The organism is Novosphingobium sp. HNCC26DJ243 (assembly GCF_057180545.1).
The window spans coordinates 910,736-937,049 of the sequence record NZ_JBXUGN010000001.1 but is presented as its reverse complement, the minus strand read 5'-3'; the positions used below and the strand labels follow the sequence as shown (position 1 = coordinate 937,049).

The window sequence follows — 26,314 nt, the reverse complement described above, 5'->3', positions numbered from 1 at the left end:
AAAACGCGTTGAATCATAATTAGTCCGCAATTTCCCGCATTTTCCCCTTTTCGCCCGCGCACTCCCGCGTTAGTAATGCTGTCCATCGGGACGAACTCCAGTCGCATCCGCGGGGGATGAGTCGGCACTGCGCGATGGCGCAGCGCCGAAGGATGGGTCGTTTGTCCGCGAGCGGGGTGCATGAGTGGCGGGTGGGCCGGCAAACTTCGTAGGACAGGGCTTTTCGCCACGCGGCGAAAAGGGCCGCTTCGTCCTGCCTGCCGATTTCCGCAGCGACGTCTTTTCCGCTTCCGACAATCAGCGCACCCTCTGCCTCGACAAGCACCCGCGCCTGCCTTGCCTCGTGGGCTTCGGCCTGTCCCGCCTGGCCGACTTCGCAGCCGAGATCGACCGCGAGGAAGAGAAGAAGCTGCGGCTCGGCATCGACTTCGATCGCGATATGGCAGAGGCCCAAGTCTACGGTTTTCACCGCGCCAGCTTCGACGACAGCGGACGCTTCGTTCTTCCCGACCATCTCGCCGAACTGGGCGCGGTGGAGGACGGGCTCTACTTTCACGGCGGCGGTCGCCAGATCACGATCTGGAATCCCGAAGTCTTGTTCCGGCAGGGCGCGGGCTGGGAAAGCGCTCAGGCCGGATGCCGGGCCAAGATGGCCGAAGCAGCCAAGGGCAAGCGCAAGTGAGCGCCCCGCACATTCCCGTCCTGCTCGACGAGGTCGTGGCCGCGCTCGACCCCAAGCCTGGCGATGTCATCGTCGACGCAACCTTCGGTGCCGGTGGCTACACGCGTCGCCTGCTCGAATCAGGCGCGACGGTCCATGCTTTCGATCGCGATCCCGATGCGATCGAGGCGGGAAAGCTCTGGGGAGAAACCTGTGGAAAAGATCCGCGCCTGGTGCTCCATCCGCGGCGCTTTTCCGAACTGGCAGAAGGACTTGCAGAGGCCGGAATTGCGGGCGTCCAGGGCGTCGTCTTCGACATCGGGGTCAGCTCGATGCAGCTCGATCAGGCCGCTCGCGGGTTTGCCTTCTCCAGCGACGGCCCCTTAGACATGCGCATGTCGCAGGACGGGCCGAGCGCGGCCGACTTCCTGAACGAGGCGGACGAGGGGGACATCGCGGACGTACTCTATCGCTATGGCGAAGAGCGCCAGTCGCGCCGGATTGCCCGCGCCATTGTCGCCGCCCGCCCGCTCACCACGACCGGCGAATTTGCGAACGTCGTGCGCAAGGCGCTCGGCTATCGCCCCGACATCAAGGGGCCCAAGGCCCAGAAGGACCCGGCCATCCGCAGCTTCCAGGCTGTTCGCATCCATGTGAACGGCGAACTCGATGAACTCATCGAAGGCCTTGCTGCTGCCGAGAAGGTGCTGGTCCCCGGCGGTCGCATCGCGGTGGTCAGCTTCCACAGTCTTGAGGACCGCATCGTCAAGCAGTTCCTGCGCGACGGCGCCGGCGCGGTTCCTGCAGGGTCGCGTCACCTGCCGCAGGTCCTCGATGCGACGAAGCCCGTATTCGAAAAGCCTTCGGGCGCGATCCGGCCGACCGAGGAAGAAGAGGCGCGCAACCCCCGCTCGCGTTCGGCCACCTTGCGCTGGGCAGCCCGCACATCGGCACCTGCGCGTGCCGCAGGCAGGAGTGCGGCGGCATGATCAGCCCCTCCAATCGCCTGCGCTCTGCCGGATGGTTCGTCCTGCTTGGCCTGTGCCTGACGCTCGTTCTCGTCCTCGCCTTCCGCGTCAATGCGCTGCGCAGCCAGGTCCATCATGCCGAGGCGAAGATCGTCGCGCTGAAGCAGGAGAAGATGTACCTCGAGACCGAGTTCGAGACCCGCGCCAACCAGCAGCAGCTCAAGGCGTGGAACGATGTCGAGTTCGGCTACGCCGCGCCCGGTGCCAGCCAGTACCTCGAAGGTGAGCGCCAGTTGGCCCAGTTGAGCGTGCCGTCCACTGTCGATGCGCCCGAGCCGATCCGCGTTGCCAGCGTGGATGACAGCGTGATCGCGTCGGCGGCATTCCCGGCGATGGTTTCTCCGCTCTCGGGCAAGGCGCTGTCGAGCGACGACCGCAGGTTGGGCGACGACAGCGACGACGGCGACGATGACGGAGCAGACGCACCGCGCATGGGTCACGCCGAAGCGGTCGAAACGCTGAAGGACCGCCTGGGCAAGGTGGTGGAGCCTTCGTCGCGCAAGCCGGTGCGCAAGGAGACGGCTTCGGAAAAGGATCGGCCGGAAAAGGAATCGCCCCGGAAGCTGGCAACGAAGTCAGACGATGCGAAGTCGGCAAAGCCAAAGCCGGAGAAGGCCAAGCCCCCCGCAAAGACGGCGAAATCGTCCGAACCCAAGGCGACCAAGGTCGCAGTTGCGGATAAGTCGCCTGCAAGGAAGGACAAGCTGGCGTCGGCCACTCGCCCCACGCCGCGCAAGGAGGCTAAGGCAGCCCGGTGAACGCCCTTACCGCCTCCGCCGCCATCGCTTCGGGTCGCGTCCGTCTGGCGAACATCCGTCAGCGGTCGCTGGTGGAAGCGAAGGTGCGCGTGCTGGTGGTCGCGTTCCTGTTCCTGTTCGCCGGATTGGCCGCCATGGTGCGCATCGGGCAGCTCGGCTTCTTCGAAGACGCACCGGAACGGCGCTCGCTGGCCGAAGCACTGCTGCCGCCGCGCGGCGAGATCACCGATCGCAATGGCTTCCCGCTCGCCCGCGCATTTCCCGCCTACGCGCTATGGTTCAATCCCAAGGCTCTGGGTGAAGGCGGCTCGCCGCTGGTCAAGTCGCCCGACGAAGTCGCCCGCGCCCTGATGCAGATCTTCCCGGACGCGGACTACAACGACCTGCTCAAGCGCCTGAAGTCAGACCGGCCGAGCTATCTACGTCGCCGGGTCATGCCCGAGGAAGCCAACCGCATCTTCGCGCTGGGTGAGCCCGCACTTGAATTCCCGCGCGAGAACCAGCGTTATTACCCGCAAGGTTCGCTCGGCGCTCACGTGCTTGGCTATGTCGACGGCGAGGGCCAGGGCCATGTCGGCATGGAGCAGGTCCTTGAAAAGCGCCTGCTCGATCCCGCCCAGCGCGGTCAGCCGGTTGCCCTCTCGATCGACATGCGTGCGCAAGGCGCGCTCGAGGACGAACTCGGGCGCGGCATGATGGAGACCGAGGCCAAGGGCGCTGCGGGCATCATCCTCGATGTCGATACCGGCGAAGTGATCGCGCTGGCCTCGCTGCCTTCGTTCAATCCCAACCGTTCGGACATGGCCTACAACGATCTCGTGTTCAACAAGGTCACCAACCAGGTCTATGAACTCGGGTCCACGTTCAAGCCGCTCACCGTCGCCGCCGCGATCGACGATGGCGTCATTACCGACCTCTCGGTGCGCTATCCTTCGAACCGCCCGCTCGCGATCGGCGGTTTCCAGATCCGTGACAGCCACAGCTTCGGCGCATCGCTCAACGTCCCCGAAGCGCTGATCCATTCATCGAACATCGTGACCGCGCAAGTTGCCGACAAGCTCGGCGCGCCCGCGCTCAAGCGCACGATGGCGGCACTGGGCATGAACGAGCGCCCCTATATCGAGCTGCCCGCGCGCGGCTTCCCGCTCTGGCCGCGCGGAGCCGAAAAGAACGGCGAGTGGTCGCGCATCACCACGATGACGGTCAGCTATGGCCACGGCATCGCGGTCACGCCGCTGCATCTTGCTGCCGCCTACGCGGCGATGGTCAATGGCGGGATCTGGCGTCCGGCAACCCTCTACAAGGTCGATCCCGGCCATGCCGCAACCGGGCGCCGCGTGTTCAAGGCATCGACCAGCGCGCGTATGCGCCAGCTTTTGCGCATGATCGTGGTCGACGGCACGGGCAGAAGCGCGAATGCGCAGGGGTTCCGTGTCGGAGGCAAGACCGGTTCTGCCGAAAAGCCGGGCGGCAAGGGCGGCTACAATCGCACGTCGCTGGTCGCGACGTTCGCTGCTGCCTTCCCCATGGACAAGCCGCGCTACGTGGTCATCGCCATGCTCGATGAGCCCAAGGGCACTGCCGCAACCTCGTTCCAGCGCACGGCGGCCTACAACGCCGGTCCGATCGTTGGTCGCGTCGTCCCGCGCATCGGCCCCTTGCTCGGCGTCGTCCCCGACGACAGCCGCGACATCGACATTTCGGATCTTTCGCCGCTCGTCGGCAACGGGAAGGGCGAATGAAGCTCGGTGCAATTCTTGACGGCGAAGGCCTGCTTGCAGGCGAAACCGACGCCAACGTCACCGGCTTTGCCATCGATCACCGCAAGGTCGCACCTGGAACGGTTTTCGGCGCGTTTCCGGGTACGCGCTTCAACGGCGAGGACTTCATTGCCGACGCCGTGAAGGCCGGGGCCGTTGCCATCGTCGCACGCCCTGAAGCCAAGGTAGACGGCGCGGTTCATATCGCTGATGCCGAGCCGCGGCGTGCCTTTGCCCTCCTTGCAGCCCGGTTCTTCCAGCCTGTGCCCGAAACGGTCGTCGCCGTGACCGGCACTAACGGCAAGACCTCGACCGTCGAGATGACGCGCCAGATCTGGCGCATGGCGGGGCATTCGGCGGCCTCGATCGGTACGCTCGGCGTGACCACGGCGGACGAAAGCGTCGCGACCGGCCTCACCACGCCCGACATCGTCACATTCCTCTCGAACATGACGGGTCTGGCGCGCGAAGGTGTCACTCACGTGGCCTACGAGGCATCCAGCCACGGTCTTTCGCAGTTCCGCAACGAAGGCCTGCGCGTGATCGCCGGAGCCTTTACCAACCTCAGCCGCGACCATCTCGATTATCACGCGACGATGGACGAGTATTTCGCGGCCAAGATGCGCCTGTTCGATCACGTCGTCGAGGATGGCGGCACGGCCGTCGTCTGGATGGACGACGAGTGGTCCGGACGGGCGGTCGAGCACGTCCGCGCGAGGGGTCTGCGGCTGCTCTGTGTGGGCGAGCAGGGGAACGAGATCCGCCTGCTCGCCCGTACACCCACCCAGCTTGGCCAGGCGCTTGAGATCGAGCACGAGGGCAAGGCGCGCAAGGTCAACCTTCCGCTGATCGGTGCCTATCAGGCCGCCAATGCCCTCGTTTCGGCGGGGCTTGCTCTGGCCTCGGGCGTGGATGCAGGCACGGTTTTCGATGCGCTGGGCCGCCTGCAGCCGGTGCGAGGGCGGCTCGAACGCGCCGCGATCAACCGCGCCGGCGCGCCGGTCTACATCGACTATGCGCACACGCCCGATGCGATCGAGGCGGCAATCGCTGCGCTGCGCCCTCATGTGAAGGGCCGGCTGATCACCGTCTTCGGGGCTGGCGGCGATCGTGACGGCGGCAAGCGTCCCGAGATGGGCCGCGCTGCCTGTGCGGGGTCGGACATCGTGATCGTGACGGACGACAATCCGCGCGGCGAGGACGCGGCAGAAATCCGCGCGGCAGTCCTGGCAGGCTGCGACGCGCAGGCGCGCGAGATCGGCGACCGGCGCAGCGCCATTGCCGCCGCGATCGTCGAGGCTGGGCGCGACGACATTGTGCTCGTCGCGGGCAAGGGGCATGAACAGGGGCAGATCATCGGCAAGGGCGATGCCATGCGCATCCTGCCATTCGACGACGTGCAGGTCGCGAGGGAGTGTGCCACATGACCGCCCATCCAGCCCTTATCGCCTGGCCCGATGACCCGTCCGATGCGGCGGGTCTTGCGCTTTGGACGAGCGAGGAAATCGCGGCCGCGACCGGTGGCCGTGCCAACGCCCGGTTTGCCGTTTCAGGCGTGGAAATCGACAGTCGCGAAGTGGTCGAAGGCGACCTGTTCTTCGCCCTCAAGGGCGAAAGCTCGGACGGCCACCGTTTTCTGGAAGGGGCCGCCGGACGTGGTGCTGCAGGCGCGGTGGTGGAGCATGCCTGTTTCAGTCCGCACGTACTGGTCGCAAATACCTCAACCGCGCTTGAGGATTTGGGAAAAGCGGCACGAAATCGGGTGGATGCCGGCATAATCGGAGTCACCGGCTCAGCAGGCAAGACCGGGGTCAAGGAGGCGCTGTACTCAGCGCTCGACCGGTCAAGCCGTGGCCGCGCCCATCGCTCGGTCAAGAGCTACAACAACCACGTCGGCGTGCCGCTGAGCCTTGCGCGCATGCCCGCCGCGACGCGCTATGGCGTGTTCGAAATGGGCATGAACCATTCGGGCGAACTCGCGGCGCTGACGCGTATGGTGCGTCCTCACGTTGCCATCGTCACAACCATCGCGCCCGCGCACATCGGCCACTTTTCGGGTGAAGAAGAGATCGCCGACGCCAAGGGCGAGATATTCGAGGGCCTGGAGCAGGGCGGCGTCGCCATCGTGCCTGCCGACAGTCGCCATTTCGAACGGCTTCGCGCCAAGGCCGCACTTCATGCAGAGCGCGTGATCAGCTTCGGCACCAATTCCGATGCGACCGTGCGCCTGATCGATGCCTTGCCCGCCGCGGGCGGCGGCACGCTGGTCACCGCCGACCTTGGCGGGCGCAAGGTCTGTTACACGATTGCCCAGCCGGGCGCGCACTGGGTTGCCAATTCGCTGGCGATCATGGCTGCGGTCGAGGCGATCGGCGGCGATCTGGGCGCGGCCGGTCTGGCGCTCGCCGAAATGGAAGGGCTGGCAGGACGCGGTGCGCGCCATACCATTCCCGCTTCGAACGGCGATGGCTCGGGCACGGCCCTCCTGATCGACGAAAGCTACAACGCCAACCCCGCCTCGATGGCGGTAACCCTGCGTCAGCTCGGTCAGACTCCTGCCACGCGCCGCGTCGCCATTCTGGGTGCCATGCGCGAACTCGGCGCGGACGAGGCTCGCTATCATGCCGAGCTTGCCGGACCGGTGGCCGAAGGCACGGTGGACCGCCTCATCCTCGTCGGGCCCGAAATGGCGGCATTGGCGCAAGCGCTGGGGAAAAGCGGCGCGGGCTCGCTTGCCGGTGCAATCGATGTGGCGCATGTGCAAAACACGGCGGAAGCGGCGCAATGCCTCGCTGCAGACGGCGTTCGCGGGGGTGATGCCATCCTCGTCAAGGGGTCGAATTCGGTCGGCTTGGGCGCACTCGTGCGTTCGCTCACGGCCAGGGAACAATGAATGCTCTACCTGCTGGCGCAATGGCTTCAATTTGAGGGGCTCAGCAACCTCATTCGCTACCAGACGTTCCGTGCCGGGGCGACGCTGCTGACCGCACTGGTGATCGGGCTGATCATCGGCCCGCGCTTCATCAACATGCTGCGCGTCCGACAGGGCAAGGGCCAGCCGATCCGCGAGGACGGACCCCAGACGCATCTCGCCAAGCGTGGCACGCCCACCATGGGCGGTTTGCTCATCGTGACCGCGCTGACCCTGTCGCTGCTGGTGTGGATGGACATTTCAAGCCGTCTGGTCTGGGCCTGCGTCGTCGTCACGCTGGGCTTCGGCCTGATCGGCTTCCTCGACGATTACGACAAGGTCACCAAGTATGCGCACAAGGGCGTGCCCGCCAAAGTGCGCCTTGCTGGCGAATTCGTGGTCGCCGCCATCGCCGCGTGGCTGGCGGTGGGTGAGACCAACCTTTACGTGCCCGTTTTCAGCAATCTCTACGTGCCGCTCGGGCCGTTCTACTATCTCTTCGCGATCTTCGTGATCGTTGGTGCTGGCAACGCGGTGAACCTGACCGACGGCCTCGATGGTCTGGCGATCATGCCGGTGATCATCGCGGCGGGCACTTTCGCGATCATCGCCTACCTTGCCGGCCGCACCGACTTTGCCGCCTATCTCGGCATTCCGCATGTGAAGGGCGCGGGCGAACTGGCGATCTTCTGCGCGGCCATGATGGGGGCCGGGCTCGCCTTCCTCTGGTTCAACGCGCCTCCGGCCGCTGTGTTCATGGGCGATACCGGCAGCCTCGCGCTGGGTGGCGCGCTTGGCGTGATCGCCGTTGCCGCGCACCACGAGATCGTTCTGGCCATCGTCGGCGGACTGTTCGTGATGGAAGCCGTTTCGGTAATCGTGCAGGTCGCGGTCTACAAGCGCACCGGCAAGCGCGTGTTTCGCATGGCGCCGATCCATCACCACTTCGAACAGCTCGGGTGGAAGGAATCGACCGTCGTCATCCGCTTCTGGATCGTGTCGATCGTGCTGGCGCTGATCGGCCTTGCCACGCTGAAGGTGCGATGATCGTCTCGCGCGCCTTTGCCGGCAAGCGCTACGCAGTGCTTGGCCTTGCCCGCTCGGGGTTGGCCAGCGTCGAAAGCCTGCTGGCCAGCGGCGCGCAAGTCACGGTCTGGGACAGCCGCGAGGAACCGCGCGCCGCGTTCGAAGGCCGCGCCGACATCGCCGATCCGCTGAGCATTGATCTTGCCGGTTTTGACGGCGTCGTGGTCTCGCCCGGCGTGCCGCTCAACCGCCATCCGATTGCCGAACATGCCCGCGCCGCTGGCGTGCCGGTGATCGGCGATATCGAACTGTTCGCACAGGCCCGCGCCGATCTTCCCGCTCACCGCGTGGTCGGCATCACCGGCACCAACGGCAAGTCGACCACGACCATGCTGGTGCATCATATCTGTGAGGCTGCGGGGCTGCCCGTCCGCCTTGGCGGCAACATCGGCTTGCCGATCCTCGGGCAGGATCCGCTACCCGAAGGCGGGGTCTACGTCCTCGAACTGTCAAGCTACCAGATCGACCTGACGCAGGGCCTCGCCTGCGATGTTGCGGCGCTCATCAACCTCAGCCCCGATCACCTCGATCGCTACGACGGATTTGCAGGATACGCGGCATCCAAGGCGCGCCTGTTTGCGATGCAGAGTGCCGATCAGCACGCAGTCTTCGGATGCGGCGACGAACATGCGCTGGCCATCGCCAGCCGGACCATGGTTTCCCACTCGCCGGGCCATGTCCATGTGGTCGATCCCGCTGCCCTCGAAGGCCAGGCGGCATGGCCCTCGTTGCAGGGTCCGCACAACCTGCAGAACGCCGCCATCGCGGTCGAGATCGCGCAACAGCTGGGCATTGCGGAGGACGTCTGGCGTCCGGCGCTGGCGAGTTTTGTCGGCTTGCCTCACCGCATGGAACGCGTGGCCGAGGCTGATGGCGTACTGTTCGTGAACGACAGCAAGGCGACCAACGCTGCCTCTACCGCACCCGCGCTTGGCGCCTATCCGCGCATCCACTGGATCGTTGGCGGATTGCCCAAGAGCGACAACCTTGACGAGTGCGCGCCCTATTTCAGCCATGTCGTCGCCGCCTACACCATCGGCGAGGCGGGCCCCCGCTTCGCCGAAATCCTCGAGCCGATCATGCCCGTCACGCGCAGCGAGATGCTTTGCGATGCGGTGCGGCAGGCGATGGAAGCCGCACAGCCGGGCGATGTGGTGATGCTCTCGCCTGCCTGCGCGAGCTTCGACCAGTTCCGCGATTTCGAGGCGCGCGGCGACAGTTTCCGCCAGATCGTGGCCGCTTTGATCGAAGATCGTGAAGCGCCCTGTCCTCCGGGGCCGGACCAATGAGCACCACGCCCACTCCGACGCGGCTTGTCACCACCACGATGCCGGATGGCGGCGTGCGCGTTGTCGGCCATGGCGCGCGCTTCCGCCGCAGCCGCCGCAGCGAACTGCTGATCTGGTGGCGCGAGATCGATCGTGTGCTTCTGGGGCTCGTGCTATTCCTCGTGGCGATCGGCTGCATCGCGGTCGCTGCGGCATCGCCTGCCAGCGCGCATCGCCTCTCGACCAGTGCCAAGTCGCTGGGCGATCTCTACTTTTTCTGGATTCACCTGCGCTGGGTCGCGGTCGGCATGGTCGCGATGTTCTTCGCCTCGGTCCTGCCCAAGGAGGCCGCGCGGCGCGGGGCGATCCTTCTGGCGGCGGCCATGGTCGTTGCGCTTGTGCTGGTCCCGCTTGTCGGCAGCGAAGTGAAGGGCGCCAAGCGCTGGCTGTGGATCGGCTTCAGCTTGCAGCCATCGGAGTTCCTGAAACCCGGTTTCGCCATCGCGATCGCGTGGATCCTTTCTTGGCGGGTGCGCGATCCGAACATTCCGGTCATCCCCATCACCATCGCAATCATGGGTCTGGTCGCGGCCTTGCTGATGGCCCAGCCGGACTTCGGATCGACCGTCCTGTTCGGCGGTGTCTGGTTCGTCCTCGTTCTCCTTGCAGGCCTCTCGATCAACCGCGTGCTGTGGTCGATGGGCGCAGGCGTCGTCGGCGTTGTCGCGGCCTATCTTTTCTATCCCAACGCAACCCACCGCATCGACAATTTCATCTCGGGCGGAAGCGAGTTCGACCAGGTCGACCTTGCCATGCGCACGCTGCTCAATGGCGGATGGAGCGGGGCTGGCCTGTGGCTCGGCAGCCGCAAGAACGCGCTGCCCGAAGCTCACACCGACTACATCTTTTCGGTGATCGGAGAGGAATTCGGGCTGATCGCCTGCGCGGTCGTGGTGGCGGTCTATTGCGCCATCGCGCTGCGCGTGCTGATGCGCCTGCTCGATGAGGATGATCTGTTCACGATCCTTGCGGCAGCCGGGCTGACCGCGCAGCTCGTGGGCCAGGCGTTCATCAATATCCTTGTGAACCTGCAACTTTTCCCTTCGAAAGGCATGACCTTGCCGCTGATCAGTTATGGCGGATCGTCGACCATCGCGCTGCTGATGGGCGTGGGCCTGCTGCTCGCGATCACGCGACGCAATCCGTACCTGAACCGGGAAAAGTTCGACATCTCGGATCTCGTCCGCAAATGACTGTAGTTTCGCGACATTACGTGCTCGCTGCGGGCGGCACCGGTGGCCATCTGATCCCCGCGTTCGCGCTGGCGGTCGAGCTGGAGCGGCGCGGCCATCATGTCGCGCTGGTGACCGACGAGCGCGGCGCGAAGATCCCGGGCAAGCCGGATTTCCTGCCCGCGCATGTGCTTCCGGCAGGGCGTCTGGGCAAGAGCCCGGTTGCCTTGTGGAAAGGGCTGCGCGCCATCTGGCAGGGCCGGTCCATGGCGCTGCGCCTGTTCGAGAGCTTCGAACCTTCCTGCGTGATCGGCTTCGGCGGCTATCCGGCCTTGCCCGCGCTGCTGGCCGCCCATTCGGCGAAAATCCCCACGGTGATCCACGAACAGAATGCCGTGCTGGGGCGCGTGAACCGGTTTCTGGCCAAGCGCGTCGATGCCATCGCCACCGCCTATGGCGAGGTCGAGCGCCTGGACCCGAAGCTTTGGGGCAAGGTCCACCGCGTAGGCAATCCGGTGCGCCCTGAAGTGCTTGCGCTGCGCGGGGAGCCATTCCCCGAATTCACCGAAGACAGCCTGTTTCGCGTGCTGGTGACAGGCGGAAGCCAGGGCGCGTCCGTGCTGTCTGACGTCGTGCCCGATGGCCTCGCCATGCTCCCGCCCGCGCTGCGCCACCGCCTTCAGGTGACGCAACAATGCCGCCCCGAAGACATCGAGGCCGTCCGCGCACGGTATGCCGCGCACGAGATCCCGGCCGAACTCGGCACCTATTTCGAGGACATGCAGTCGCGCCTTGCCGGTGCGCACCTGTTCATCGGCCGCGCCGGGGCCTCGACCATTGCCGAACTCACGGCAGTCGGTCGTCCGGCCATCCTCATTCCACTTCCGATCGCTACCGACGATCACCAGGCGGCCAACACGCGCGAGATCGTGGCAGCAGGTGGTGCCCGTGCGATCCGCCAGACCGGCTTCACCCCCAAGGAACTTGCCAAGCAAATCCAGACGATGGCCCAGCATCCCCACACCCTTGCCAACGCCGCGCACGCTGCGTGGAACTGCGGTCTGCCCAATGCCGTGACCGATCTTGCCGATCTCGTCGAAAGCTTTGGCGCCGAACCGATCATGGACGTGATCCGCGTCGAAACGCGCAGCGCGGCCACCTCTGCACAGGGGCAACTGGCATGAAGGGCGTCGGCACCGAGATCGGGACGATCCACTTCGTCGGCATCGGCGGCATCGGCATGTCGGGCATTGCCGAAGTCATGCACAACATGGGCTATTCGGTGCAGGGCTCCGACATGGCGGAAAGCTATGTGGTCGATGGCCTGCGCAAGCGCGGCATCACGGTAATGATCGGCCAGCGTGCGGAAAACGTCGATGGCGTGGCCGTCGTTGTCACCTCCACCGCCGTGAAGCGCGATAACCCCGAAGTCGTCGCCGCGCTCGAAAACCGCATCCCCGTGGTGCGCCGCGCAGAAATGCTGGCCGAGCTGATGCGGCTCAAGAGCACCGTGGCCGTGGCCGGAACCCACGGCAAGACCACCACGACCTCGATGATCGCCTGCCTGCTGGACGCGGGCGGGGTGGACCCGACCGTCATCAATGGTGGTATCATCAATTCCTACGGCTCCAACGCCCGCCTGGGCGACAGCGAGTGGATGGTGGTCGAGGCCGACGAGAGCGATGGCTCGTTCCTGCGTCTGGACGGCACGCTGGCCGTCGTTACCAACATCGATCCCGAACACCTCGATCATTACGGCAGCTTCGACAGGGTGAAGTCCGCCTTCGTCGAGTTCATCGAAAACGTACCGTTCTACGGCGCGGCGATGCTTTGCATCGATCATCCCGAAGTGCAGGCGGTTATCCCCAAGGTGCGCGACCGTCGTGTGGTGACTTACGGCTTTTCCGCCCAGGCCGACGTGCGCGGCGAGGCTGTCACGCCGATTCCCGGTGGCAACCGCTTCAACGCCATGCTGCGCCAGCGCGACGGTTCCTTCCGCACCATCGAAGGCATCGAGCTGCCGATGCCCGGCCGCCATAACGTGCAGAACGCGCTAGCCGCTGTCGCCGTGGCTGTGGAGATGGGCGTCTCGGACGAAACCATCCGCGGGGGCTTTGCCAAATTTGGCGGGGTCAAGCGCCGCTTCACCAAGGTCGGCGAAGTGGCCCTTGATTCCGGGGCAGTTACCGTGATCGACGATTACGGCCACCACCCGGTCGAGATCCGCGCCGTGCTTGCCGCCGCGCGCGAAGGCGTGACCGGTCGCGTCATTGCTGTTGCCCAGCCGCACCGCTTCACCCGCCTGCGCGATCACATGGAAGATTTCCAGGGCGCGTTCAACGATGCCGATGTCGTCTATGCCGCCCCGGTCTATCCTGCGGGCGAACTGCCGATCGAGGGCGTGGACAGCGCCGCGATGGTCGAAGGCATCAAGGCGCGCGGGCATCGCAGCGCACATCTTATCGGCGGGCCGGATGAACTGGCGAAGGAACTGGCAGCCATGGTGCAGCCCGGCGACATGGTCGTCTGTCTTGGGGCCGGCGACATCACCAAGTGGGCTGCGGGCCTCGCCGATGCAATTGCGCGCGAAAGGGGGCAGGGGTGAACAATCCACCAACTTCCGTTCGTGTCGAGCGCAGTCGAGACACGGAAAGTGCTGCGCAAGGTGTCTCGACTTCGCTCGACACGAACGGAGCGGGGCTCAAAACAAGCGGTGTCAGAGGCAAGCTCACCCCGAACGCTCCGCTTGCCCCGCTGGTCTGGTTCAAGTCCGGTGGCGCGGCCGACTGGCTGTTCGAGCCCAGGGACGTGGCCGACCTGCAGGATTTCCTCGCTGGACTGGCTCCCGATGTCCCCGTCATGGCGCTCGGCCTTGGCTCCAATCTGATCGTGCGCGATGGCGGCGTTCCGGGTGTGGTCATCCGTCTCGGCAAGGCCTTCGCCAAGGTCGAGCGCGTTGACGAGATCACGCTCAATTGCGGTGGCGGCGCCAGCGGCATCCTCGTTTCGAGCACGGCGCGTGACAACGGCATCGCTGGCCTTGAATTCCTGCGCTCGATCCCTGGCACCGTCGGCGGCTTTGTCCGCATGAATGGCGGTGCCTATGGTCGCGAGGTCAAGGACGTGCTGATCGATTGCGACGTCGTGATCCGCTCGGGCGAGATCGTGACCCTGCCATTGCCGGAACTCGGCTACACCTACCGCCATTCAGACTTGACCGACGGCTGCATCGTCGTCGCCGCGCGATTCCGCGGTGAACCTGGCGATCCGGACGCGATTCAGACGGAAATGGATCGCATCAGCGCCGCACGCGAAGCCTCGCAGCCGCTGCGAAGCAAGACCGGCGGCTCCACCTTCAAGAACCCCGCAGGCGGCAAGGCGTGGGAACTGGTCGACAAGGCCGGTTGCCGGGGCCTGACCATTGGCGGCGCGCAAGTCAGCGAAAAGCACACCAACTTCCTCATCAACACCGGCACAGCCACCAGCACCGAGATCGAGGAACTGGGCGAGGAGGTCCGCCGCCGGGTGAAAGACAGCTCGGGCGTGGACCTCGAATGGGAAATCAAAAGGATCGGCCGCAAGTGACTCTGCCTAAACTTCCTCTGGCAAAACTTCACGTAGCCGTACTGATGGGTGGCTGGTCGAGCGAACGCCCCGTCAGCCTGATGTCGGGCGAGGGCGTGGCCAAGGCGCTGGAGTCGAAGGGGCACACGGTCACGCGGATCGACATGGACCGCGATGTCGCGCTGCGTCTGGCCGAAGCGAAACCCGATGTCGTGTTCAACGCGCTCCACGGCACGCCCGGTGAAGACGGCTCGATCCAGGGCCTGATGGACATCATGGGCCTTATCTATACGCACTCGGGGTTGGCCACCTCGGTCATCGCGATCGACAAGGAACTGACCAAGCAGGCGCTGGTGCCGCATGGCATCCCCATGCCGGGCGGGCGCATCGTGCGCACGGAAGAGCTGTACAAGGCCGACCCCCTGCCGCGCCCTTATGTGCTCAAGCCCGTCAACGAAGGCTCGTCGGTCGGGGTCGCCATCGTCACGGCAGACGGCAATTACGGCAACCCGATCAGCTCCGACAGCAAGGGCCCATGGCAGGAGTTCGACCATCTTCTGGCCGAACCCTTCATCCGGGGCCGCGAACTGACCACGGCGGTGATCGGCGATCGCGCGCTGCTCGTCACCGAACTTCGCCCCAAGTCGGGCTTCTACGATTTCGACGCGAAATACACCGACGGCATGACCGAGCATGTGTGCCCTGCGGAAATCCCCGACGAGATCGCCGAGGCGTGCAAGCAGATCGCCCTGCGCGCGCATCAGTTGCTTGGCTGCAAGGGCACCAGCCGCTCGGATTTCCGCTGGGACGACGATCAGGGCGTCGAAGGCCTGTTCCTGCTCGAGGTCAACACCCAGCCGGGCATGACACCGCTGAGCCTCGTGCCCGAACAGGCCAAGGCGCTCGGCATGGACTATCCAGACCTCGTCGAGGCGATCATTGCCGAAGCACTTCACGATTCCGGAAAGGGCTGATCATCATGGCGCAGACGATCAAGCGGGGCGGGAAAGGCGTGCGGCGCGCAGCAGCGGCGCGCACCACGCAGCGCAAGGTCCAGACCGCGCGCCAGCAGACCGGTTCGATGCTCGACAGCGTGATGCGCTGGCTGCCGTTCAGCGAGGAGACGCTTCATCGCATCGTGATGACGGTCATTCTCGCGATTGCTGCCGCGATCGTGTGGACCGCCGTGGTCATGGCGGGCATTCCCGCACTCGTGTCGGAGCAGGCCGCGCTCATCGCGTCTGACGCGGGCTTCAAGGTCAGCCACCTCGAAGTGCGCGGCGTCAACCGCATGAACGAACTCAAGATCTACGAGCGCATTCTCGGACAGAACGACCGCGCGATGACCACGCTCGATCTTGCCGCGCTGCGCGATGAACTGAACGAACTGCCCTGGGTCAAGGACGCCCGCGTCTCGCGCAAGCTGCCCGATACGCTGGTGATCGACATCGTGGAGCGCACGCCCCACGCGGTGCTGCGCAAACCTGACCGCATGGTCCTGATCGATGAGACGGGCGCAGAGCTTGAACCCGTCCGCGCCGACCGCGCCAAGGGCATGCTGGTGCTCTCCGGGCTTGGCGTCGGCCAGCGTGTGCAGGATCTGGCGCATCTGCTCGACGCCGCGCCCGCGCTCAAGCCGCAGGTCTCAGAGGCCGAATGGGTCGGCAACCGCCGCTGGAACCTGACATTCAAGACCGATCAGGTCCTCGCCCTGCCCGAGGGCGACGAGAAGGCCGCGGGCGCGCTTTTGAGCTTTGCGCGCATGGACGGCGTCAATCGCCTGCTGGGCGGCAAGGTTGCCGCGTTCGACATGCGCGCGCCCGATCGCATCTACATGCGGGTGCCCGGTCACGCCGAAGAGGTCGCCGCCGAAAAGCGGGCCGCCGATCAGGCCAAGGCTGAAGCCAAGCGTGCCGCCGCCAGTGCAAAGTCCGCCGACAAGTCCGAAGAGGGTTGAGCTTCGGATGGCAACGCCCCGCATTTCCAAGGTTTTTGCTGCCGTAAATATCGGTTCTTTCCGCGTGTCCGCTATGATCGCGGGGCTCTCGGAAACCGGCGAGATGGTCGTGCTCGGCTCAGGGCATCGCGCCGCGCAAGGCATCAAGCGCGGCTACGTGACCGACATGCAGGCCGCGACCCATTCGGTGCGCGACGCGATCGAGCGCGCCGAGAAGATGGCCAACATCGGCATCCAGAAGGTATGGATCGGCTGCTCGGGCGCAGGCCTTGCCAGCACGACGACGCGGGTCGAAGTCGAGGTCGGCGGGCGGCGGATCGAACAGGATGATATCGAGCATCTGCTTGTCGCAGGTCGCGAAATGATCGAACCCGATGGGCGGACCGTGCTCCACGCGCAGCCTGCGCACTACACGCTCGATGGTGCCCACGGCGTGCCCAATCCCAAGGGCCTCCATGCCGAGCGATTGGCGGTCGACATCCATGTGATGCTGGCCGACGGCGCGCCGATCCGCAACTTGCGCGAAGCGGTGCAGAACGCGCACCTCGATGTCGAGGCGGTGGTCGGCTCGCCGGTCGCCGCAGGCCACGCCTGCCTGTCACCCGAAGAGCGGGAACTGGGCGTTGCGCTCGTCGAATTCGGGGCGGAAGTAACCACCGTTTCGGTCTATGCGGCCGGTATGCTGCTTGGCATGCAGATGATCCAGTATGGATCTGGTGACATCACCGATGCGATCGCCTCGGCCTTTGGCATCCGTCGCTACCAGGCCGAGCGGCTCAAGTGCATGTCGGGTTCGGCCATCGCCAGCCCGGCGGACCATCGCGAGATGATTCCGGTCAATGCGCCCGGCGATCCCGAGGGTGGTCCGGTCGCGCGCCATGCCGACGACAAGAACCGCATCCCGCGCGCCGAACTGATCTCGGTCATCACCCAGCAGCTCGGCTTCTTCACCGAAGAGGTTGCCAAGGCGTTGAAGGCGATGGGCTTTGTCGGTCAGACCGGCCAGCAGGTGGTGCTGACCGGTGGCGGAGCGCAGTTGCCCGGCCTTGCCGACTACGCGCAGTCGGCGCTTGGCCGTCCCGTGCGCATCGGATCCCCGCCGACCATGCTCGGCCTGCCGCCGGGACACGCAACGCCAAGTTCCTCGACGCTGGTCGGCCTCGTGCTCTTCGCTGCCGCCGATCCGGTCGATATTCGCGCCATCGGGCCCGACTATACGCCGACCGGTTCTTACAAGGGCATGAAGCTGCTGAGTCGGCTCTGGCGCGCGGTCCGGGATTACTTCTGAACGTGTTATCCACAGTCCCGCCTCGAAAATGGCGTGAATACAGGCTGTGTGAGTAATCCTACCTGTGGAAAAGGTTAATCCGCCTTTGATTCGCCGGACCGCATTGTGCCACAGGTTGAGGCAGACTTTTTCAAGGCCTTTATTGGCGACTGACTGACCCGTTTGGGAGACCGACAATGAGCATCAACATCGGACCGCCGGCCATCGACGAACTTCGTCCCCGGATCACGGTGATCGGAGTTGGCGGCGCGGGCGGTAATGCCATCGCGAACATGATCAACGCCAAGATCGAGGGTGTCGATTTCATCGTCGTCAACACCGATGCGCAGGCGCTGAACAATTCGATCGCCGAGAACCGCATCCAGCTTGGACCCGATATCACCCAAGGCCTCGGCGCGGGCGCCCGTCCTGAAGTGGGCCGTGCCGCTGCGGAGGAAACGCTCGAGGACCTCGAGCGCGCGCTTGAAGGCGTGCACATGGTATTCATTGCCGCCGGCATGGGCGGTGGCACCGGCACCGGTGCTGCGCCCGTCATCGCAGAAGCCGCGCGCCGCAAGGGCGTGCTGACCGTGGGCGTGGTGACCAAGCCGTTCCTGTTCGAAGGCACGCGCCGCATGCGCGCTGCCGAAAGCGGCATCGAGGAGCTGCAGAAGCACGTCGATACGCTGATCGTCATTCCCAACCAGAACCTGTTCCTGGTGGCCAAGGCCGAGACGACCTTCAAGGAAGCCTTCATGCTGGCGGACGAAGTCCTGCAGCAGGGCGTCCGTTCGATCACCGACCTCATGGTCATGCCGGGCCTGATCAATCTCGACTTTGCCGACGTGCGCTCGGTCATGGGTGAGATGGGCAAGGCGATGATGGGAACGGGCGAGGGCAACGGTCCCAACCGTGCGCTCGAAGCCGCCGAACGCGCCATTGCCAACCCGCTGCTCGATGGCGTGTCGATGCAGGGTGCCAAGGGCGTGATCATCTCGATCATCGGCGGCGACGACATGAAGCTGCTCGAAGTCGACGAAGCGGCAAACCACATTCGCGAACTGGTCGATCCCAACGCGAACATCATCTGGGGCTCGGCGTTCAATCCCGATCTCGATGGCAAGATTCGCGTGTCGGTTGTCGCCACTGGCATCGAACAAAGCGCCGAGCAGGCCGAAGTCGCCTCGCGCCCAGTTTCGATCCCGTCGACCTCGCGCGGGCCTGCGGTCCCATCTGCCGCACCAGCCGCACCGGCGTTCGCTCCGCCGCCTGCTGTCGCCGCGCCTGAACCGGCACCCCAGCCAAGCTGGACGCCTGCCGCAGAACAGATACAGCCCGATCCGGCGACCGTCGCCGAACCGATGGACCTGACGCTCGACTTGTCCGAAGCACAGGAAGAGCCGGCCGATCCGGCGAGTGATGAGCTGCTGCTCGGCGGTCTGGACGAAGCCCCGGCCGAACCTTCGGTCGAGCCTGCTGCAGAACCCGCCATGCCACGCCTCGGTCGGGCGGCTGAGCCCGCGCCGGCCAAGCCTGCGGGCGGAAGCACCCTGTTCGAACGGATGGCCAATCTTTCGCGCGGCAATCGCGATGAAGATGATGGCGATGATGGCAGCGCGCTGAACATCCCGCGCTTCCTCGGTCGCCAGAACAACCAGTAAGTCTGTTGCGAAGCGGTGGCCTGTTGCCGCCGCTTCATGTTGCCCTTGGTATGAGCGCGGCTGGATGACGATTCGCTTCCCCTTCGCGCCTGGTACGCTCAAGCCCGGCCTGCGGCTGGCGCTCGGGCTCATGCTCGCGGCAACGTCCCCCCGCGCACTTGCGCAGGCTGACGACGATCCCGACGGGCCGACCACGATTTCGCGTCCCGTGGTGCAGTCGACTGCGGCAAGCCCGACGCGCGATCTAAACGCAGCGCTCGCACGTCTCGCCGCCGATCCGCGCAACGTTGTCGCGCTCCATGATGCGGCGGACGCGGCGCTGCGTCTGGGTGACAGCGATGCGGCCATCGGTTTCCTCAGCCGCGCCAATGAAATCCAGCCGGGCAATCCCCGTGCGCAGATCCTGATCGGCAAGGCCTACCTTCTCGCCGAAAGCCCGGTGGACGCGGTGCGCGCCTTCGATGAGGCAGAACGCGCCGGGGGCGATACCTTCGCTATGGCATCGGACCGGGCGCTTGCCTACGATCTGGTGGGCGACAACGGCCGCGCGCAGCGCTGGTATCAGGTTGCGCTGAGCCGCGGACCCGACGACGAACTGACTCGCCGCTATGCGCTCAGCCTTGCAATTGCCGGCGACCGGCGCGGGGCCGAAGCACTCCTGGCGCCACTGATCGCAAGGCAGGATCGCGCCACCTGGCGCACGCGGACTTTCGTCATGGCCGTGACCGGCGGACCGGACGAAGCCGTCGCGGTGGCCTATGCCTCGATGCCCCAGGAACTGGCGGCAGGCATTGCGCCCTATTTGCGTTACATGCCCCGGCTGACCCCGGCGCAACAGGCAGCCGCCGCCAATTTCGGTCGTTTCCCGCGCGCCGCCGAAATCGGTCGCGACGATCCGCGCGTTGTACAGTACGCCGCGCTCAATCCACGCGCGCCGCGCGCTGCCGATGCAGGGCTGGTGCCTGCAGGGGCGCCGCTGGGCTCGTCGGGTGATAAGCCCAGCCGCGAGAAGCGTCGGCGGCCCGGCAAGGATGACCGCGCGCTTGCCGCAGCCCGGACGACTACGCCCTCGTCCGTCACGACGGGCCGGGTAGAAGCTTTGGGCACCACGCCGCTGCCGCCAGCGCCACGTCCAGGTTTCAGCAATACGGCGATCGCGGCGGCGACGCCCGCTGCGCCCGCAGCAACGCCCGTGCCTCCGTCCACGCGCCCGACCGTGCTTTCGGTGCTCGACCTTCCACCGGGTACGGCCCGGCCCTATACCGCCCCGATCCGCCCGCTGGCGCCGCCATCAGCGCCGGTTTCGGCCAATCCTGCACTGGCCGCGCCTGCGGCAACGACAATCAGGCCGCTCGCGCCGCCTGCCAGCACTGGGGCTCCGGCGCCCGTCCAGCCAATTCAGGCCGCGCCTGTACCTTCCGCGCAGGTTGCGGCGTCGACGGCTGCGCCGCCGACACCCGTGCCGCGTCCTGCGCCGACGCCGGTGAATACGGCGGCAGCGGCCCCTGTCCAGCCGGGCACGCCGTCTGGCGCGTCGGCACCACGGCCCGCCACCGGCTTCGACCTTGCCAGGGTTGGCGGCTCGACCACTGCAGTTTCGGCTCCCGCCATCACCATTCCGGTACCCGTCAGCACACCTCCGGCGACGCCTGCCGCAGTCGCTGCGTCTGCATCGCCCCTTGTCGCGCCATCTCAGGCCCCTGCAGCACCTCCGCCGTTGACACCTCCCGTGCCTTCCGGTGCCGAGGCCGTCCAGCTGGCCACCGCAACGCCGTCTGTGCAGACTCGCCTTCCCGAAAGCGCCGAGCCGCCATCACGCCCGGTTGATTTCGCGTCGATGTTCAAGAGCTTCACGCCTCCAGCAGAAGAGCGCGAACCGGTTGTCGCGGCAGTCGATATCACGCGACTTCCGCCCAAACCCGCACCCAAACCGGTCAAGGCCGATCCGCGCGGCGAGCGCCCCGATGGTCCGAGCGACGTTTCGCGCACCAGCACAAAAGAGCCCGAAAAGGCCACTGCCAAGGACGCCCGGACGGGCAAGGATGCCAAGACCGCCAAGGCAGAGAAGGATGCCAAGGCAGAGAAGGACGCAAAGGACGCCAAGGCCAAGAAAGCCGCCCCGAGCCATCCCAGCCGGATCTGGGTGCAGGTCGTGCTGGGCGGCAACAAGGACATGATGGACAACGAGTGGCGCCGTCTCGTCAAGGAAGCGCCCGAAGTCCTGCGTGGGCGCAAGCCTTATGTCGCGCCCTTGCGTGGCAACTTCCGCCTGCTTACCGGTCCATTCGAGAGCGAGGCGTCCGCGCAGGAGTTCATCACCCGCCTGCGCAAGAGCGGTGTTTCGAGCTATCAGTGGACCAGCCCGGCGGGCCAGGCCGTGGATACCCTCGCGTTGAAATGATGGGTCGGGGGGGGGGGCACCTTGTTCACCCCTTGTCCACAGCTTTCCCACAGGCTTGTCGAGTTTTGCCCAACCGCCTGTTAACGGTCGATTGTCGGCGGGGGGGTCTACCCTTCATGGACAGGGTGAACGGCAGGTCGGGCACAACGCCTTGCCGGGGGCCGACCATCCGGGGAGGCCCATCGAGTGTTCAGGGGACGTACCATGCGGACCGGCCATGACGACAACGAGCGCGATGAAGCGGCTCCGGTCGACATGATTGCCTCGCTGTTCGAGGCGCGCGGGTGGCCCTGCGAGTTCGTGTCCGACGACGAGGTTACCGGCGAAATCCAGGGCTCCTGGGCCAACTATCAGGTCCGTGCGATCTGGCGGACCGAAGACCACGTCCTCCAGATTCTCTGCCTTCCCGACATTCGCATCGCCGATGACAAGAAAGGGCCGGTCTTCGAACTTATGGCCCTGATCAACGAGCAGGTCTGGATCGGGCACTTCGATATCTGGTCGAACGGGTCGGTGCTGCTTTACCGCCATGGCCTGATGCTGGGCGACGATGGAATGCTCAGCCTCAGTCAGGCTCAAGCCGCGATCGAGGCTGCGGTCGATGAGTGTGACCGCTTCTATCCGGCGTTCCAGTTCATCCTGTGGGGCGACAAGAGCCCTGCCGAGGCGCTGGCCAGTGCAATGGTGGACGCAGCGGGCGAGGCCTGATCTCGCACCAACGGGTTTCAAGGATCAGCAGATGACGACGACCATCCTTCAGTTCGGCTGCGGCAACATGGGCGGTGCCATGCTCAAGGGCTGGCTGGCCGGTGGAATCGCGCCCGCATCGTTCACCGTCGTCGATCCCTATCTCGATGCCGCTCCTCAAGGCGTGCGCCTGCTCGATGCCGCACCGCATGGTGAAGGCGCGTTCGACGTTGTCCTGCTCGGCTTCAAGCCCCAGCAGCTGCCCGATGCCGCTGCAACCGTGGCTGCTCATGTCGGGCCAAGGACGCTGCTGCTTTCCATTCTGGCGGGCGTCGATCTTGCCACCTTGCGCAAGGCTTTCCCGGCGGCGCGAGCGATCGTGCGCGTCATGCCCAATCTCGCGGCCGCTCTGGGCAAGTCGCCGATTGCGCTGGTCGGCGATGCCGACGATGATGCGCGCGCGCAGACCGATGCGCTCATGGCGCCGCTTGGCCAGGCCGAATGGCTTGCTGGCGAAGAGCAGATGGACCTCGTCACCGCGCTTGCCGGATCGGGCCCTGCCTTCGTCTATCGCTTCATCGATGCGCTGGCCGAGGGCGCAGCGGTGCTCGGCCTCCCGCGCGAGCAGGCTGACCGGTTGGCGCTGTCGATGGTGGAGGGCGCGGCGATGCTTGCGGCAACCTCTCCGCACGGCCCGGGTGAACTGGCCCGCCGCGTCGCCAGCCCCGGCGGCGTGACACAGGTCGGGATCGACATTCTCGATCAGGATCGCCGTCTGGCGCGGCTGATGGAAGACACTCTGCGCGGCGCGCGCGACCGCAGCGCCGCGATGACGGCACAGGCCCGAGCCGCAGGCTGAGCCTCGCGCAACAATTCGTTACAAATGATTGTCGGTGCATTGTGCCGGTTTCGCTTGAAACCGCGCCTCACTACGCCGATATTCGCTGTACGTGGCCATTGGGGCCACAGAACGGAGCTTTGAAAATGGCAAACTGGAACGACCCTCAGCCCACGCGTACGGGCTTCGGCGCGTCTCCGAGCCTTTCGGGTGCTTCGGCCCGCGGCGAAGTGTTCGACGCTGGCCTGCGCCGTCACATGCTGTCGATCTACAATTACATGGCCTCGGGCGTGCTGCTCTCGGGCATCGTCGCCATGGTGTCTGCCTCTTCGGGCATGACGCAGGCTTTCGTCGGCACCCCGCTGATGTGGCTGGTCATGCTGGCACCGCTCGCCTTTGTCATGTTCATGAGTTTCGGCGCGAACAAGTTTTCGACCACGGCGCTCCAGGGCATGTTCTGGGGCTTTGCGGTTGCAATGGGCCTGTCGCTCTCGACCATCTTCCTGGTCTACACCGGCACTTCGATCGCGACGACGTTCTTCGCCACCGCAGGCGCGTTCGCTGGCCTGAGTCTGTTCGGCTACACCACCAAGAAGGACCTGTCGGGCTTCGGCAGCTTCCTGATCATGGGCGTTTTCGGACTACTGATCGCGTCGTTGATCAACATCTTCCTGAAGTCGCCGGGCCTTGCCTGGGCGGTAAGCTTCCTTGGCGTGCTGATCTTCGCGGGCCTCACCGCCTACGATACGCAGAAGCTCAAGGAGCAGTATGCCTACGTCGCCGGCACCGATTTCGCGGGCAAGGCTGTCGTACTGGGCGCGCTGAACCTCTATCTCGACTTCATCAACATGTTCCAGTTCCTGCTGCAGTTCATGGGCGATCGCCGCTGATCTGTCGCTGATCCGGTGCATCGACTGGACGCGAATGCCCGGCGGGCCATCCGGCTCGCCGGGTTTTTCTTTGCCCGAGGGATTCTCAAGTCCCTGTAGTCGCGCTAGTAACCTCTTTCAGCTTGCAGAAAGGATCCCGGGCGCACGCTCAATCATCGAGCGCCACGGGATCATCTGGGGGAATGCCAATGTCACGTTTCGGGCGCATATCAGCGCCAACTCTGGTTCTCACCGCCCTGGCTATCGGGCTTGGCTCCTGCGCGGCACCACCGCCACCGCCACCGCCTCCACCGCCGCCGCCGCCGGTCGTCGTGGTGATCCCGCCCAAACCCAAGCCGCCTAACGGCGCGTCGGACAACATCATGATCCCGCCTGCCGATGCCAACGGTTTGCGCGCCTCGCTCAACCGCAACATCACGTCGGCGCAGATGGTGTGGAACTTGCGCTCGGCCTACAACGTCGCCGCGCTCAACTGCAGCAAGCCCCAGCACGCCGAAATCCTGCCGCGCTACAAGACCTTCCTCACCGTGCACGCCAAGACGCTCAATGCGGTGAACAAGCGGCTCGATGCCGAATTCAAGGCCAAGTACGGCGCCAAGTACATCGCCCCGCGCGAAAGCTACATCACTTCGGTCTACAACCATTACGCCTTGCCGCCGACGCTGACGGACTTCTGCGATGCGGTCACGGCGGTCACGCGCGATGGTGCGCTGATCAAGTCGGCCGATCTCGAGGCTTTTGCGATGCGCAGCCTGCCGAGCATCGAAGTCGTGTTCGACGATTTCTACCGGCGTTACGAAGTGTACCGCAATGAACTCGCCATCTGGCAGGCCCAGTACGGCGGTCCGGTGATGCCGCCGCAGCCTGCAGTAACGTATGTCACGCCCCCGTCGGCGGCGAGCGGCGCGCCGAACTGAGCGCCTGCAGAGTAAAAAATGGGTCTGGTCACGCCGGGAACGCTGCGCTAATGGCGGCGCTCCCGGCGGTCCGCCGATTGTCGGGCGATACCGGGAACGGGGCCGTAGCTCAGCTGGGAGAGCGCGTCGTTCGCAATGACGAGGTCAGGGGTTCGATCCCCCTCGGCTCCACCAGGTATCACTGGAACCGCATCTTTCAGGCAGGCCTTGCGCGGTTTCCTCTGTCGGCAGTGTTCGACAAGCTCATCATGAACGGGTTAGAATAGCCGCGGTTCAGGACGCAGCTTGCAGGATGTTTCGGCTGCATTCCCCGGGCCTGTTGTTGGACCAGTGACCCGTCATGCATTTTCTCGACCAGGCAAAGATCTTCATCCGTTCGGGCCAGGGTGGCCCCGGTGCAGTCGCATTCCGTCGTGAAAAGTACGAGGAGTACGGCGGCCCCAACGGCGGCAACGGCGGCAAGGGCGGCGATATCGTGTTCGAGGCCGTGGCCGGTCTCAACACCCTGATCGACTTCCGCTATACCCAGCATTTCAAGGCGCAGCGCGGGCAGGGCGGCCAGGGCACCAACCGTACGGGCGCGGGCGGCGAGGATCTCGTCATCAAGGTGCCGGTCGGCACGCAGGTGCTCGACGATGATCGCGAGACCGTGCTGCTCGACCTTACAGAAGTCGGCAAGCGCGTCGTCCTGCTGCGCGGCGGCGACGGCGGGCGCGGCAACGCCTCGTACAAGACTTCGACCAACCGCGCCCCGCGCCAAAGCGGTCCGGGCTGGCCGGGCGAGGAAATGTACGTCTGGCTTCGACTGAAGCTGCTGGCCGATGCCGGGCTCGTCGGGCTGCCAAACGCGGGCAAGTCGACCTTCATCAACCAGATCACCAACACCAAGGCCAAGGTTGGCGAATACGCCTTCACCACGCTGCGCCCGCAGCTTGGCGTCGTGCGCCACCGCGCGCGCGAATTCGTGCTGGCCGACATTCCCGGCCTGATCGAAGGCGCGGCCGACGGCGCGGGCATCGGCGATCGCTTCCTCGGTCATATCGAACGCTGCCGCGTGCTCATCCACCTGATCGACATCCACAGCGACGTCGATCCGGTCGAGGCGATGCACGTGGTCGAGGCCGAGCTTGAGGCCTATGGCGCCGGGCTGGACGAAAAGCCTCGCCTCGTCGCGCTCAACAAGATCGATCTCGTCGATCGCGAACTGGTCAACGCCTTCGCCAAGGAACTGCTCGAGGCCGGTGCCACGCGCGTCTTCCCGATTTCGGGCGCGACCGGCAAGGGCCTCGACGACCTGCTCGACGCCGTGCTCGATCACTTGCCCGCAGCCACCGTGACCGAACGCCCGACCGGCGAGGTCGAGGATGCCGCCGACGAGAAACCCTGGTCCCCGATCTGATCGCCACCTTGATCGCCGGTCTGGGCCAG

The 26,314-nt window shown here is 65.5% G+C and carries 22 protein-coding genes and 1 tRNA gene; all 23 read left to right on the top strand.

All coding sequences use genetic code 11. The features are described 5' to 3' along the window. Nucleotides 1-184 precede the first annotated feature (184 nt). Complete coding sequence (locus AC2A04_RS04475) at nucleotides 185-682, top strand: division/cell wall cluster transcriptional repressor MraZ (RefSeq protein ID WP_484211108.1); 498 nt, start codon at nucleotides 185-187, stop codon at nucleotides 680-682. Then, nucleotides 679-1,650: a 16S rRNA (cytosine(1402)-N(4))-methyltransferase RsmH gene (rsmH, locus tag AC2A04_RS04470; RefSeq protein ID WP_484211107.1), complete on the top strand. Its 972-nt coding sequence runs from the start codon at nucleotides 679-681 to the stop codon at nucleotides 1,648-1,650. The genes AC2A04_RS04475 and rsmH overlap by 4 nt, the downstream gene beginning before the upstream one ends. After that, on the top strand, nucleotides 1,647-2,447 hold the full coding sequence (locus tag AC2A04_RS04465) for a hypothetical protein (protein ID WP_484211106.1): 801 nt from the start codon (nucleotides 1,647-1,649) through the stop codon (nucleotides 2,445-2,447). Before rsmH ends, AC2A04_RS04465 begins: the two co-directional genes overlap by 4 nt. Beyond that, nucleotides 2,444-4,189 carry a peptidoglycan D,D-transpeptidase FtsI family protein gene (locus AC2A04_RS04460; RefSeq protein WP_484211105.1) on the top strand — a complete coding sequence of 582 codons (1,746 nt, stop codon included), beginning with the start codon at nucleotides 2,444-2,446 and terminating at the stop codon, nucleotides 4,187-4,189. The genes AC2A04_RS04465 and AC2A04_RS04460 overlap by 4 nt, the downstream gene beginning before the upstream one ends. Further along, complete coding sequence (locus AC2A04_RS04455; RefSeq protein ID WP_484211104.1) at nucleotides 4,186-5,634, top strand: UDP-N-acetylmuramoyl-L-alanyl-D-glutamate--2,6-diaminopimelate ligase; 1,449 nt, start codon at nucleotides 4,186-4,188, stop codon at nucleotides 5,632-5,634. The genes AC2A04_RS04460 and AC2A04_RS04455 overlap by 4 nt, the downstream gene beginning before the upstream one ends. After that, on the top strand, nucleotides 5,631-7,100 hold the full coding sequence (locus AC2A04_RS04450) for a UDP-N-acetylmuramoyl-tripeptide--D-alanyl-D-alanine ligase (RefSeq protein WP_484211103.1): 1,470 nt from the start codon (nucleotides 5,631-5,633) through the stop codon (nucleotides 7,098-7,100). The genes AC2A04_RS04455 and AC2A04_RS04450 overlap by 4 nt, the downstream gene beginning before the upstream one ends. Continuing rightward, the gene (gene mraY, locus AC2A04_RS04445; protein WP_484211102.1) at nucleotides 7,101-8,165 is read left to right on the top strand and encodes a phospho-N-acetylmuramoyl-pentapeptide-transferase; all 1,065 of its coding nucleotides are present in this window, start codon (nucleotides 7,101-7,103) and stop codon (nucleotides 8,163-8,165) included. It abuts the gene before it with no gap. Further along, nucleotides 8,162-9,493, top strand: coding sequence for a UDP-N-acetylmuramoyl-L-alanine--D-glutamate ligase (gene murD / locus AC2A04_RS04440; RefSeq protein WP_484211101.1), 1,332 nt, complete (start codon nucleotides 8,162-8,164; stop codon nucleotides 9,491-9,493). Before mraY ends, murD begins: the two co-directional genes overlap by 4 nt. Nucleotides 9,494-9,531: 38 nt before the next feature. After that, nucleotides 9,532-10,725 carry an FtsW/RodA/SpoVE family cell cycle protein gene (locus tag AC2A04_RS04435; RefSeq protein WP_484211683.1) on the top strand — a complete coding sequence of 398 codons (1,194 nt, stop codon included), beginning with the start codon at nucleotides 9,532-9,534 and terminating at the stop codon, nucleotides 10,723-10,725. Further along, a complete protein-coding gene (gene murG, locus AC2A04_RS04430; RefSeq protein WP_484211100.1) occupies nucleotides 10,722-11,888 on the top strand; it encodes an undecaprenyldiphospho-muramoylpentapeptide beta-N-acetylglucosaminyltransferase in 1,167 nt (388 codons plus the stop codon). Before AC2A04_RS04435 ends, murG begins: the two co-directional genes overlap by 4 nt. Further along, nucleotides 11,885-13,309 carry a UDP-N-acetylmuramate--L-alanine ligase gene (murC, locus tag AC2A04_RS04425; protein WP_484211099.1) on the top strand — a complete coding sequence of 475 codons (1,425 nt, stop codon included), beginning with the start codon at nucleotides 11,885-11,887 and terminating at the stop codon, nucleotides 13,307-13,309. The genes murG and murC overlap by 4 nt, the downstream gene beginning before the upstream one ends. A 149-nt stretch (nucleotides 13,310-13,458) precedes the next feature. Further along, nucleotides 13,459-14,289 (top strand): UDP-N-acetylmuramate dehydrogenase, encoded by an 831-nt coding sequence (gene murB / locus AC2A04_RS04420; protein ID WP_484211682.1) that lies wholly within the window; start codon nucleotides 13,459-13,461, stop codon nucleotides 14,287-14,289. After that, nucleotides 14,259-15,242, top strand: coding sequence for a D-alanine--D-alanine ligase (locus AC2A04_RS04415; protein ID WP_484211098.1), 984 nt, complete (start codon nucleotides 14,259-14,261; stop codon nucleotides 15,240-15,242). Before murB ends, AC2A04_RS04415 begins: the two co-directional genes overlap by 31 nt. Nucleotides 15,243-15,247: 5 nt before the next feature. Then, nucleotides 15,248-16,225, top strand: coding sequence for a cell division protein FtsQ/DivIB (locus AC2A04_RS04410; protein WP_484211097.1), 978 nt, complete (start codon nucleotides 15,248-15,250; stop codon nucleotides 16,223-16,225). A gap of 7 nt (nucleotides 16,226-16,232) precedes the next feature. After that, the gene (ftsA, locus tag AC2A04_RS04405; protein WP_484211096.1) at nucleotides 16,233-17,513 is read left to right on the top strand and encodes a cell division protein FtsA; all 1,281 of its coding nucleotides are present in this window, start codon (nucleotides 16,233-16,235) and stop codon (nucleotides 17,511-17,513) included. A 176-nt stretch (nucleotides 17,514-17,689) separates the two neighbouring features. Next, nucleotides 17,690-19,153, top strand: a complete 1,464-nt coding sequence (ftsZ, locus tag AC2A04_RS04400) for a cell division protein FtsZ (RefSeq protein ID WP_484211095.1) — start codon at nucleotides 17,690-17,692, stop codon at nucleotides 19,151-19,153. 64 nt (nucleotides 19,154-19,217) lie between these two features. Further along, complete coding sequence (locus AC2A04_RS04395) at nucleotides 19,218-21,554, top strand: SPOR domain-containing protein (protein WP_484211094.1); 2,337 nt, start codon at nucleotides 19,218-19,220, stop codon at nucleotides 21,552-21,554. A 204-nt stretch (nucleotides 21,555-21,758) separates the two neighbouring features. Continuing rightward, on the top strand, nucleotides 21,759-22,262 hold the full coding sequence (locus tag AC2A04_RS04390; protein WP_484211681.1) for a type III secretion system chaperone family protein: 504 nt from the start codon (nucleotides 21,759-21,761) through the stop codon (nucleotides 22,260-22,262). Between the two features lie 31 nt (nucleotides 22,263-22,293). Then, complete coding sequence (locus AC2A04_RS04385) at nucleotides 22,294-23,100, top strand: pyrroline-5-carboxylate reductase family protein (protein ID WP_484211093.1); 807 nt, start codon at nucleotides 22,294-22,296, stop codon at nucleotides 23,098-23,100. 125 nt (nucleotides 23,101-23,225) lie between these two features. Then, on the top strand, nucleotides 23,226-23,969 hold the full coding sequence (locus AC2A04_RS04380) for a Bax inhibitor-1/YccA family protein (RefSeq protein WP_484211092.1): 744 nt from the start codon (nucleotides 23,226-23,228) through the stop codon (nucleotides 23,967-23,969). Between the two features lie 188 nt (nucleotides 23,970-24,157). Next, a complete protein-coding gene (locus tag AC2A04_RS04375; RefSeq protein ID WP_484211091.1) occupies nucleotides 24,158-24,886 on the top strand; it encodes a hypothetical protein in 729 nt (242 codons plus the stop codon). Nucleotides 24,887-24,984: 98 nt separating this feature from the next. Beyond that, nucleotides 24,985-25,060, top strand: a tRNA-Ala gene (locus AC2A04_RS04370). 166 nt (nucleotides 25,061-25,226) lie between these two features. Further along, nucleotides 25,227-26,285: a GTPase ObgE gene (gene obgE, locus AC2A04_RS04365; RefSeq protein WP_484211090.1), complete on the top strand. Its 1,059-nt coding sequence runs from the start codon at nucleotides 25,227-25,229 to the stop codon at nucleotides 26,283-26,285. The last annotated feature ends 29 nt before the right edge of the window (nucleotides 26,286-26,314 follow it).

Coding starts and splice junctions, on each gene's coding strand:
- AC2A04_RS04465 (WP_484211106.1), top strand. CDS start 1,647: ATGATCAGCCCCTCCAATCGCCTGCGCTCTGCCGGATGGTTCGTCCTG.
- AC2A04_RS04455 (WP_484211104.1), top strand. CDS start 4,186: ATGAAGCTCGGTGCAATTCTTGACGGCGAAGGCCTGCTTGCAGGCGAA.
- AC2A04_RS04450 (WP_484211103.1), top strand. CDS start 5,631: ATGACCGCCCATCCAGCCCTTATCGCCTGGCCCGATGACCCGTCCGAT.
- mraY (WP_484211102.1), top strand. CDS start 7,101: ATGCTCTACCTGCTGGCGCAATGGCTTCAATTTGAGGGGCTCAGCAAC.
- murD (WP_484211101.1), top strand. CDS start 8,162: ATGATCGTCTCGCGCGCCTTTGCCGGCAAGCGCTACGCAGTGCTTGGC.
- AC2A04_RS04435 (WP_484211683.1), top strand. CDS start 9,532: ATGCCGGATGGCGGCGTGCGCGTTGTCGGCCATGGCGCGCGCTTCCGC.
- murG (WP_484211100.1), top strand. CDS start 10,722: ATGACTGTAGTTTCGCGACATTACGTGCTCGCTGCGGGCGGCACCGGT.
- murC (WP_484211099.1), top strand. CDS start 11,885: ATGAAGGGCGTCGGCACCGAGATCGGGACGATCCACTTCGTCGGCATC.
- AC2A04_RS04415 (WP_484211098.1), top strand. CDS start 14,259: ATGGGAAATCAAAAGGATCGGCCGCAAGTGACTCTGCCTAAACTTCCT.
- AC2A04_RS04410 (WP_484211097.1), top strand. CDS start 15,248: ATGGCGCAGACGATCAAGCGGGGCGGGAAAGGCGTGCGGCGCGCAGCA.
- ftsA (WP_484211096.1), top strand. CDS start 16,233: ATGGCAACGCCCCGCATTTCCAAGGTTTTTGCTGCCGTAAATATCGGT.
- ftsZ (WP_484211095.1), top strand. CDS start 17,690: ATGAGCATCAACATCGGACCGCCGGCCATCGACGAACTTCGTCCCCGG.
- AC2A04_RS04395 (WP_484211094.1), top strand. CDS start 19,218: ATGACGATTCGCTTCCCCTTCGCGCCTGGTACGCTCAAGCCCGGCCTG.
- AC2A04_RS04390 (WP_484211681.1), top strand. CDS start 21,759: ATGCGGACCGGCCATGACGACAACGAGCGCGATGAAGCGGCTCCGGTC.
- AC2A04_RS04385 (WP_484211093.1), top strand. CDS start 22,294: ATGACGACGACCATCCTTCAGTTCGGCTGCGGCAACATGGGCGGTGCC.
- AC2A04_RS04380 (WP_484211092.1), top strand. CDS start 23,226: ATGGCAAACTGGAACGACCCTCAGCCCACGCGTACGGGCTTCGGCGCG.
- AC2A04_RS04375 (WP_484211091.1), top strand. CDS start 24,158: ATGTCACGTTTCGGGCGCATATCAGCGCCAACTCTGGTTCTCACCGCC.
- obgE (WP_484211090.1), top strand. CDS start 25,227: ATGCATTTTCTCGACCAGGCAAAGATCTTCATCCGTTCGGGCCAGGGT.